General features: G+C 69.4%; 7 protein-coding genes and 2 pseudogenes. 4 read left to right on the top strand and 5 right to left on the bottom strand.

Translation table 11 applies throughout. The features are described from left to right. Positions 1–345 precede the first annotated feature (345 nt). Together ACZ4EG_RS46300 and ACZ4EG_RS46295 are read right to left on the bottom strand one after the other, a co-directional pair. A pseudogene (locus ACZ4EG_RS46300) lies at positions 346–543 on the bottom strand (IS110 family transposase); the annotation flags it as partial. 560 nt (positions 544–1,103) lie between these two features. Beyond that, a pseudogene (locus tag ACZ4EG_RS46295) lies at positions 1,104–2,885 on the bottom strand (serine protease); the annotation flags it as partial. Between the two features lie 649 nt (positions 2,886–3,534). Here ACZ4EG_RS46295 and ACZ4EG_RS46290 point away from each other — a divergent pair. After that, positions 3,535–4,026: a hypothetical protein gene (locus ACZ4EG_RS46290; protein WP_467795017.1), complete on the top strand. Its 492-nt coding sequence runs from the start codon at positions 3,535–3,537 to the stop codon at positions 4,024–4,026. Positions 4,027–4,424: 398 nt separating this feature from the next. Here the strand turns inward: ACZ4EG_RS46290 and ACZ4EG_RS46285 are convergent, their stop codons facing one another. Further along, positions 4,425–4,712: a WhiB family transcriptional regulator gene (locus ACZ4EG_RS46285; protein WP_467795016.1), complete on the bottom strand. Its 288-nt coding sequence runs from the start codon at positions 4,710–4,712 to the stop codon at positions 4,425–4,427. A 451-nt stretch (positions 4,713–5,163) separates the two neighbouring features. Here ACZ4EG_RS46285 and ACZ4EG_RS46280 point away from each other — a divergent pair, with 451 nt between their 5' ends. After that, a complete protein-coding gene (locus tag ACZ4EG_RS46280) occupies positions 5,164–5,712 on the top strand; it encodes a hypothetical protein (RefSeq protein ID WP_467795015.1) in 549 nt (182 codons plus the stop codon). A gap of 175 nt (positions 5,713–5,887) precedes the next feature. On the opposite strand, the gene ACZ4EG_RS46275 is transcribed toward ACZ4EG_RS46280, so the two are convergent. Further along, complete coding sequence (locus ACZ4EG_RS46275; RefSeq protein ID WP_467795014.1) at positions 5,888–6,382, bottom strand: lamin tail domain-containing protein; 495 nt, start codon at positions 6,380–6,382, stop codon at positions 5,888–5,890. Between the two features lie 637 nt (positions 6,383–7,019). Next, positions 7,020–7,565, bottom strand: a complete 546-nt coding sequence (locus ACZ4EG_RS46270) for a hypothetical protein (RefSeq protein ID WP_467795013.1) — start codon at positions 7,563–7,565, stop codon at positions 7,020–7,022. A 361-nt stretch (positions 7,566–7,926) separates the two neighbouring features. Here ACZ4EG_RS46270 and ACZ4EG_RS46265 point away from each other — a divergent pair, with 361 nt between their 5' ends. Together ACZ4EG_RS46265 and ACZ4EG_RS46260 are read left to right on the top strand one after the other, a co-directional pair. Beyond that, complete coding sequence (locus ACZ4EG_RS46265) at positions 7,927–9,186, top strand: SLC13 family permease (RefSeq protein ID WP_467795012.1); 1,260 nt, start codon at positions 7,927–7,929, stop codon at positions 9,184–9,186. Between the two features lie 4 nt (positions 9,187–9,190). After that, complete coding sequence (locus ACZ4EG_RS46260) at positions 9,191–9,700, top strand: universal stress protein (RefSeq protein ID WP_467795011.1); 510 nt, start codon at positions 9,191–9,193, stop codon at positions 9,698–9,700. The last annotated feature ends 292 nt before the right edge of the window (positions 9,701–9,992 follow it).

The following is a 9,992-nucleotide window of genomic DNA, read 5'->3' as shown; positions in this document are numbered from 1 at the left end:
ATCGACACCGCACCCCGAACACAACGCCGGGCCACACACTTCCGCACTCTGTGTTCAGCCACCGCATGACCCACCCAACATCACCAGCAGAGTCATACCGGTGATTTAGGGTGTTTTCCGGCGTGTGGGTTTGGGCTTGGTCGGTCCGACGAGCGTGACGCTGGGAGTGTCGGGCCGGGGTGGGCTGCGGTGCTGGGTGCGCTTGAGTTTCCAGTCGGACATCTTGCGTTTGATGACGCGGGGGTTGGCGCGCAGGCGCCGGGGTCGCAGGGGGCGTTCGCGGATCTCACGCAGGGCTGCAGTGAGTGCCCGGGCCAGTCGGGGGGGGTGCCTCTATGTCTTTCGTCAAGCGAGGCGTGGGGTTCGGGGTTCGTAGAAGGTGCCGTCGCGGAGCATCGCGAACAGCACGTTGATCCGTTGGCGGGCCAGGCGGAGAAGTGCCTGGGTGTGGGTCTTTCCCCGGGCCCGGCATCGGTCGTAGTAGGTGCGGGAGGCGGGATCGTGCAGGGCGGCGAACGCGGACAGGAACATCGCGCGTTTAACTCCGCTGCCCGGGGCCGTCCCTGGAGGACGCCCGTGACCATGGTGACCGTCGACCGGTCGCCGCCCGAGGGCTTCGACTGCATCACGAGGGTACGGCCGTCCGGGGTGGCGTCGATGCCGGTGACCCGGCCCCGCCACAGGGCCGGGTAGCTGCCCAGCAGGTACTGGTCCCGCGCGTACTGGTGCAACAGGGCCTGCTGGGTCTTCGCGCTGTGATGGGTGTTCCATGCGGCCAGGGCGAGCTGCAACGCCGTGGCGGGGTCGCTGCCGGGGCGGTCCTCGGCGGCCTGGGCCAGCAGGCCCGCGGCCTGGATGCGCAACTGCTGCTCGGTGCGCTTGAGGCTCTGCCACGTGGAGAGCGCCAGCACCACGGCGAGCACCGTCAGCACAGCGAGCGCCGCGACGACCGTCTGCTTGATACGGGCGCCGCGCCGGGAGTGGCGGCGGCTGAGGATGATGTAGTCGCGCTCATCGGCGGAGATGTCCTCGGGGCGCTCGGCCAGTATCCGGTCGGCCTCGGCCAAGTCGGTTCCGCTCAAAAGGCGTGCAGGCTCTCGGTGCTGGGTGTGCCATCGGTTCAGGTCGGCCCGGAGCTGTTCCTGCCAGGCACGGAAGTCGCGGGAATCGACGAGCCATTTCCGCAGGCGGGGCCACAGCTCGGTCAGTGCCTCGTGTGCCAGGTCGACGATCTCCTCTCCCTCGGCGTCGCCCGGGGCGCGGGAGAGGACGACGAGTTTGCCGGGGGCCAGGTCCCGGGCGAGCGCGAGGAGCTCGGGGGCGAGGTCGGCGGCGAGGGTGGGCCTGCGGGAGAAAGCGTCGCCGTCACTGGGCCGGGCCAGCTGAACGAACAGCCGTCCCGCGCAGTTCTGTTGGATCGGGGACAGCACGGCCAGCGCGTCGTCCGCGTAGCCGACGAGGGCGCCTGCGACGCCGCCCAGCTCGTTGTAGGCGGCGTGGGTGAGCATCGAGCGGCTGCGGCGCTCCCACAACTCGGTCAGAGCGAACTGGACCAGCGGCATCCGCCCGGGCTCGTCGCCCGCGTCGGCGACGATCCGCTCCGGCAGCCCCGGCTCGAACCACAACCCGGGCACGGCCTCGACAGGCCCGGTCACCGCCCGCTCCATCGCATCGCAAGCCAGCGGAGCGAGAAACTGCACCGCGTTGCTGACCAGGCCGGACGTGCCGGCCGTCACCAGCACGTCGAGGGAATCGGGCCGGGCAGTGGCGACGACCCGGCATACGGCAGTGCCGTCGTCGCCTGCCAGGGCGGCGAGCAGCCCGAACAGGTCGCGCCCAGCGGCCGGATCGGCACGCACGTACTCCTCGAGCTGGTCGACGAAGAGGATGTGTCCACCGCTCTCGCCATGGGCAAGAAGGCTGCGGCGCAGCTGGGCCGGCACATCGGCAGTGCTCTCCAGGAGCCCGGCCAACTCCTCGGCCCTGGCGAGTCGCTCGATCTCACCCAGCCCAGGCTCCAGCACTCCAGTCAGCGCTCCAGCAAGCACGGCAGCCGCCCGCACGCCATGCACGGGCCGCAACTCCGACACGCGCATGCCCTCAGCCCGCAAGACAGGCAGCAACCCCGCCCGTACAAGGGACGACTTCCCGCACCCGGAAGGCCCCGCCACCAGCGTCACCGACTCCCGGCAAACCGCCGTGTACAGGCGGGCGATGTCGTCGTCCCGGCCACGGAAGAACTCCGCCGCCTCCTCCGTGAACGCCGCCAGCCCCTGAAACGGGCAGCGAGGCAGCAGCGTCCCTTCGTCAACCAGGTCCGCCGATGGCACCAGATACGCTCTGGCCTCGCCCCAGTGCGCGGCAACCAGCATCCCGACAACGCCGTTCTGTGCATCGTCCCAGACCGGCGCCCCGCTGAACCCCTCCGCGATGCCGTGCCCTTCCATCTGCACCCAGCCCGAGCCCTGCCCGGCACGCAGAGTGCCCGACGCCCACACGCCGTCGTCGTCGCCGACCGGATAGCCGAACGCCCGGAAGGTGTGCCCCCACACACCGGTCCCGTCAACCAGTTGCACCGGCCGCGCGTCCTCAAGCACCGCATCCAGGCGCAACAGCGCAACGTCCACCCCGTTGTGACGCCACGACACCACCGTCGCCCGCCCACGCGGACGGCCTCCGAGAAGCGGAAAGTCAAGGTCCACAGGCTTGCCAGGGGCCCGCTGCAGGCTGTCCGGCATCTCGAGCGCCCGGGCGACGGTATGGGCGCAGGTGCAGACCACATCGGCGGCGACGAGAAACCCGGCGCCGATCACCTCGCCAGTAGTCGAGAGGATGCGCACTTGCGATGGCTCGAGGACATCACTTCCTTGCCCTCTAGCGACCATGGACTCCCCCTTCTGCGTGTTGCGGCGCAGCACGCCACAGGGTGACGACCGCGGCGCCCTCGCCCCGCACAACTCGTCTTACACAGCGTCCAATTGAAGCTATGCACACCACATAGCCCCAGCAGTCGGCGTTCTGCCCCCTGATCAAGGGGTCCAACACAAAAACCTCACGGGTTCCCGGACTGGGTATCTCCCGGGGCTCGGCAAGGGCGTGTTGTTCGGCGGCCTTGACGTGCCGATGCCTGGGCCGAGGGTCCAAACCCGCTGACGACCGCCATTGCGGCGGCCGAACGCCACGCGGCTCTGAGTACCGGGCACGGTCATGAGCTCTTCAGGTGCGCGCGGGCGCGCCTCGGGTCGGTCAGGGAGACAATGGAGGCTGCTGTCACTTGAGTCGTACGGGTCGTTGTCGTTGGCATTCGCCGCTGGCGCCAGGAACGCAACCGCCACGTATCTGGCCCACGGCCCCGCAGCCACCACCACGATCAGGGCTTGGAACACGCAGGATGAAACGTCTGACACGACGAAGGTTCCGGCATGCAACAGGCTGCGATTTTCACCGATTTTGGGCACGAAATAGCCACAACTTCCGCACGTCGCCAGCCGTACGCGGCACGATGCATCCTCCAGCATCGGCCCTGGGGGGATCATGAGCTACGACGCCACACCGCCACCCGTCGGGACAGAGCCGCCGCCGGTCAGGAAGCTGAACATCAAGGCGATAACGATCCCGGCGGCTGTCGTCGCGGTTGCCGCCATCGCCACCGTCGGCCTACTCGTCAGCAGCAGGCACGAGGACAGTAACACCGCCAAGGCCGCACCCCCTGCCATCAAAGCCAGCGACGCCCCCAGTCTCGCCGAACGAATGCATGACTGGAGCGACAACGGCGGCAGCGAAACCCTCACCACCCTCCTCAACGACCTCAGCGAAGTCGGCGATGACTCAGACCCGTCGACCTCGACGGGCTCCGGGACAGTTGCTCCACCCTCACCGCTGACATCGAGGCTGCCGAACAAGGAGACCCAGTTCCAGACCCGGCAACGGACAAGCGCTGGAATCTGGCCCTCGAACACCTCGGGAGATCGGCGACCGCCTGCACCACCGGCGCCGTCAGCGGCGATCAGACAGAGTTCGACCTGATGGCCTCCGAAATGGACATCGGCATCAAGCACATCAACGCGGTCAACAAGCGTCTCGACGAAGTCATGGGCACGTGACAAAGGCCCTGGGGCATCCTGGGCCGGGCCTCATGCATGGCATCAGGCTTGCGTCACCTCGAGCGGCGTCGGCACGGGCAGGGCATCCAGCCCGAGCCTGTCGGTGAGCAGCATCCGCGGCGCGGTGTCCCGGCTCAGCTTCACACCCTGCTCGGCCATGGGGGAGCGGGGCGTCGAGGAGATGGTCGTGCGGCAGGCCGTCTGAATCGGCTTGCACAGGGCGAGGCTGCCAGTGAAGCGGACTCTGGCCCGCCGAGGGCGGCCGACAAGCTGGTGGTTGATGGACTGTCACCCATCCGGCGCGGGCCTGCTGTCCTGCGGTCAGTCGGCTGTGGGGTGTTCGAACGCCTGGCGTGCTTCCTCGAGTACTGCTCGCCAGGATGCGACGTCGGGTCTGCGGCGCAGCAGGGTCCGGCGCTCGCGCTCGGTCATTCCGCCCCATACGCCGAACTCGATGCGGTTGTCGAGGGCTTCGGCCAGGCATTCGGCGCGTACCAGGCACCCATGGCAGAGCATCTTGGCCCGGTTCTGCTGTGTCCCCTGGACAAAGAGTTCGTCCGGGTCGGCACTGCGGCAGGCCGCGCTCTCCACCCATTCGTCGCTGGTCAAGGCTTCCCCCTCAACATCCGCAACGACCCTACGCCGCCCGCCGTGCAGAGCGCTCGCGAGGCCTCACGGCGCCCCACGGTCCCGCGCGAAGACCCGGGCTCCGCAGCGCCGGCCTGGCGTCCGTCAAAGCGGCAGGCCAACGGCGTGTGGTGCTCGTACAGGTGTGATGTGCCGGGACGTCAGCTATGGAGTCCTACGGGTGGGTAGCATCCGGCGCGACACACCAGGCATCAAGGAGCGTGAGGGCCGTGGCCGATGAGGCTGCCACCATTCAGACAAGTACGCGGGGCGTTTTGCCAGCGAGCTTGAGGCTAACCGCAGTGAGCAGGAGAACCTCCGTGCGCGTCTGAAGCAGTTGCAGGCGGGGGAGGAGGTGCTGCTCAGATTGCAGAGCGCTCTGGCTGCCGCGACTGCCGGCCCGGACTCCGCCGGGGGTGCGGCACATGCTGCGGTGACCGGGCCGCAGGAGCTCACCCACGCGCCGGAGGAGGCGGCCGTGCCGCAGCCGCGGCACCAGGAGACCAGCAGCGCCGTGGCTCCGGCCAAGAAGGCGGCCGCCAAGTGGGCCGCCCCGACGAGGAAGGCTGCCGAGAAGACCGCGGCCAAGGCCTCGGCGGACAAGTCGGCGGCGAACAAGGCCACCGAGCCTTCGCTGGGCGATCTTCTCAAGCAAATCCTGGACAAGCATTCCGGGCAACCGCGCACGGCTGCCGAGGTCACCAGCGAGTTGGAGAGGGAGTACCCCGAGCGCGCCCGGAACACCAACGTCGTACGCAACACCCTTGAGCGGCTCGTCGCGAAGAGCGCCGTCGAGCGCACAAAGCAGAAGAGCACCGTCCTGTACGCGAGTCACGGATCTGCGGCGGCGGACAGTACAACCGCCGCATCGTCCCCGGCGGCCGGCGCGGAGGACGAGAAGGCTCTGGCACAGGCGTATCCCATCACCGCCGGGCCGCGGTTCCCCGGCTGGCGCTGCCCGGCCTCGTCACCCCGATCTTGAGCTATAGGTTCATGGCCAGAATTTGGCGGGCTTGCCCGCGGTGGTCGTGCCTGCGCTTATGCCCAGCCACCGCCACCTCGGCGGGTCCAAGCGGCCAGCGGCTACGGCCCCTGGCCGTAGCCGCACCAGAGCGGCCGCCGCGCGGTGCGGCGGCCGCTCGTCGTGGATGGTCGGGTCAGCCGTGGTAGGTGATGTAGCCGTTGCCGTCGGGGTCGGAGCCGGCGCTGGTGTAGGAGTGGGTGTCGGCGTGGGCTCCGGAGGACTTGTACAGGTAGATGGTGTCCTTGTCGTTGTTCCAGATGAAGTTGCAGTTCTGGCGGTAGACGACGTTGTGGGCGTCGGAGTCGGTGCCGTGGCCGCCGCGCAGCTTCACGTAGTCGCCGGGCTGCAGGTAGTGGTTGGCGGGGAAGGTGAAGTGGTTGCCGGTGGCGTCCTTGACGACGTAGCCCTTGAGGTTGACGGTCGTGCTGCGCGAGTAGTTCTTGATCGTGAGGTATTCGTCCTTGGTGTTGCCGCCGGAGCACCGGTTGGAGTCCGGGCCGGGTGCGTTGTACTGCACGCCCTTGATCTTCAGGGCGGAGGTGTACTCGGTGGCCTGTGCCGGTGCGGCGGTGAGCACGGCCGTCAGGGCGGCGGTGGCGGCGGCCGCCAGGGCGTAGCGGGTACGCATGAGGAATCCCCCCTCAGTGGTGCGAATGGAGCGCCAGGAGCTTACACAGAAAGTGACCGGAAAGTGACGGCTTGACGGAGAAGATGTGAAGGATACTTGGGTCTTCGGCGGTATCGTGGCCGCTGCCGGGTCTGCTTGCAGGCTGAGTCGTTTCTGCGCTCGGGTTCCGACGGTGCCGCCCGTGTTCTCGGAAACACCTGTGCAGCGGCGTGTGCAGCCCTCCCCCGGAGTCAGCCGCGGCACATCAGTCGTGGCACGGGCCAGCGTGCGGGCTGAAATCGGTACGGACGCGGTGTGACGCTCGTTGATCGCGTCAACGGCTTTTGGGTCTCCCCGCAGCCAGATCGCGACCCATCGACGGAACCTGCCGGAGATCACCCTTGCTGCGCTGCGCCCGCGCCAAGGACCCCAGTTTTCCGGCCCCAGTGGGCAAGCGGGGTGCTGAACTCCTTTACCGTGTCGGGGACCTCCCATGCTGGGCATGCAACCGGTTCCGCGCGACCGCCAATATTCGCCGTGGCCTGCTGGCTCGTTCCCGCGGCAGTTCATCTCCCCGGCGGCCACAGTCCGCCCGGGAGAGGCTGCGGTCTTGGGCCGGCTCCCGTCCTGAGCTCTTGCAGGTCGGTTGCCGAACTGGTCAGCCGGCGGCTTCGTCCTCCGGCCCGAGCGCGTCGCCGATGGAGACGCGCAGGTCATGCATGCCTTGCAGGGTGTCGATGAGGGCTTCTTCCGCCCCGCTCAGAGCGCTTCGGGTTCCCTCCGTGTCGCCGCGCTCGGCGTGCAGCTGGGCGCCCAGCGTGTACACCGCTGTCATGACGGCGGCGAAGGCGGCCTCCCGGCCCGGTGGCAGTTCTTCCGCCTCGGGTTCGGAGACCTGCACCGCGGTGCGCTGCAGCCGGTTCGTCAGGACGTTGACCGCCAGGCCGGAATCCGTTCCCACCTGTTCCTCCCAGCCGAGCAGTGTCTCAAGGACGTCCTCGATCTCCTCTTCCTCGGTCAGACGGGTTGCGGCGGTGATCTCGAGCTCGGTTTTCGCCAGCAGCCTGCCCAGCAACTGCAGACGGTCCTCTTCCTGCGGTCCTCTGGGTCGCTTCTCCGGATCTGCCACCGGCTCAGCCGCCAGAGCGGCCAGCGCTGTGTAGATCTGCTCAGCACTTACCGGGCGCTCGTTGCTGATGCTCACGCCTTCAGCTTCACCCAGCGAAGGGGTACCTGCTGGCCCAGCACGTTCGAGTCCCAGGCGAGTTCCACCACCCGGACCAGCGCCTCGGCGCCGCCGCGTCGTGTCACGCGTGGACACGGCTGAGGGCAGGACCAGCAAACGCCTTCAGTGCCACTGGTCGATGCGGGTGCACCAGGCTGCCCCCAGCTTGAGCCCAGCCGACGGGTGACATCCGAATTCGGCTAGCCGTTTCCCGCAGCGCGGTGTGGCATCCGCAGTCATCGTGAAACGGCGTCCGCAGGTCGCGTGGAGAGACACCCCTCGCTCACCCGGAAGCCGACCGCCCCGGTCGCCGAACCGCAGGGCCGGAGAGGATAGCGCGGTGAGTACTGCGTGGGCGGAGGCTCTCTCCGTCGTTCTTCTTGTGGTCGTGCTGGCGTGTGCGGTCATCCGCCCGTTCGGCTGGCCGGAGGCGGTCGTCGCTGTCCCGGCCGCCGGTGTGGTCATCGCCACCGGGGCGATCTCCCTGGACCACGCAGCCGCCGAGGCTGCCCGGCTGGGTCCGGTGATCGGCTTCCTGGCGGCTGTGCTGGTCCTGGCCCAGCTGTGCGACGGCGAGGGCCTGTTCCACGCGTGCGGGGCGTGGATGGCCCCCACCGCGGCGGGGCGGCCGCGCCGTCTGCTGGTGCAGGTGTTCGCCCTCGCTTCGGTGATCACCGCGGTGCTCAGCCTGGACGCCACCATTGTGCTGCTGACCCCGGTGGTGTTCGCCACCGCCGCCCGGCTCGGGGCCCGGTCCCGGCCGCACGTGTACGCCTGCACCCACCTGTCGAACGCCGCGTCGCTGCTACTGCCAGTCTCCAACCTCACCAACCTGCTGGCGTTCGCGGCCAGCGGGCTGAGCTTCACCCGGTTCGCCGCCCTGATGGCCCTGCCCTGGCTGGTGGCCATCGGCGCCGAGTACGTTGTTTTCCGCCGGTTCTTCGCCACCGACCTGGACGCTGGCGCCACGGCCCCGGCTACCGCCCCACCGCGTGAGGTGCCGGTGTTCGCCCTGGCCACGGTGGCGTGCACGCTGGCCGGGTTCGTGGTGACGTCCGCGCTCGGGATCAATCCCGCCTGGGCGGCGTTCGCGGGCGCCGCCGTCCTCGCCGTGCGCGCCCTGGCCCAGCACCGCACCACTCCCACCGCCATCCTGCACGCCGGCGCCGTGCCGTTCCTCGCCTTCGTCCTGGCCCTGGGCATCGTGGTCCGCGCCGTCGTCGACAATGGCCTCGACACAGCCCTCGGGCCCCTGATCCCCAACGGAACCGGCCTTGCCGCGCTGCTGGGCCTCGCGGCGCTGGCTGCCGTGTTGGCGAACGTGATCAACAACCTGCCCGCCGTCCTGGTGCTGCTGCCGCTGACCGCCCCGTCCGGACCCGGCGCGGTCCTGGCGGTGCTGCTCGGGGTGAACATCGGGCCGAACCTCACCTACACCGGCTCACTGGCCACCCTGCTGTGGCGGCGCATCGTCCACGCCCACGACACCGAGGTGGAGCTGAAGGAGTTCACCCGGCTCGGCCTGTATGCCGTACCGGCCGGCCTGGCCGCCGCGGTCCGGGCACTGTGGGTCTCACTGACCGTCATCCAAGGAGGCTGAACCCATGGCCATGGTGGTCTGGATCGTCGAGGGCACTTGGCCCGCCTGTGTGGACGCCGCCCGCACCCACACCCCCGAGGGAGCGAACATCGTCCTGCTCCACGTCACCCCGGCCGACGTCCCCGGCGCGGCCCACGGCGCGTTCGCCGGCCTGCTCGGCCGCGGCCACCCCGAACGCGACCCCGGCACCCGCCTGGAGCACCTGGCCGCCGCCTCCGCTGACCAGCTCCTCGCCGACGCCGCGCAGCGCCTGGGCCGCCCGTGCACCTGGCAGGATCGCACCGGACGCGTCGAGCGGGAAGTCGTCGCCGCCGCCGAGGGCGCGGACCTGCTCATCCTCGCCCGCGACGGCGACCGCACCCGCCTCGGGCCGCGCAGCCTCGGCCCCGCCAGCCGCTTCATCGTGGACCACGCCCCCTGCCCCGTCCTGCTGGTCTGGCCTGAGACCGCGCCCGGCATCATTACTATCCCGCCCCCGCCACCACACCCGCCCGGCCCGCCGCACGACCGATAGCGCTGCTCAGCCGCGCGTTGTCGGTGCCCCTCACACGCCCCCGTGCCAACGCCCGTGCTGCTCCGCCTTCCCTGGCACGATGCTCCCCACGGAGCCGCTGCTGGCCCCCTGCTCCTCCGGTCTCATCCCCGAGGCCATGGGCATGGACGCCTTTAACGCCGCGTACAGGCAGGCCAAGCAGCAGCGCGCCGTCTTCAGCCCATCTCCTTGGCCATCGCCCTCGTCGACCAGTGCGTGGCGTTCTTGGGCCTGCTCTCCAGCGTCCGCTTCACCACCGCGGCGACCTGCTCGT

Source organism: Streptomyces sp. NPDC025638, assembly GCF_055558775.1.
Note: the sequence above shows the minus strand (reverse complement) of the source record. Positions and strands in the feature narration are given on the sequence as shown.

Coding starts and splice junctions, on each gene's coding strand:
- ACZ4EG_RS46290 (WP_467795017.1), top strand. CDS start 3,535: ATGAGCTACGACGCCACACCGCCACCCGTCGGGACAGAGCCGCCGCCG.
- ACZ4EG_RS46275 (WP_467795014.1), bottom strand. CDS start 6,382: ATGCGTACCCGCTACGCCCTGGCGGCCGCCGCCACCGCCGCCCTGACG.
- ACZ4EG_RS46260 (WP_467795011.1), top strand. CDS start 9,191: ATGGCCATGGTGGTCTGGATCGTCGAGGGCACTTGGCCCGCCTGTGTG.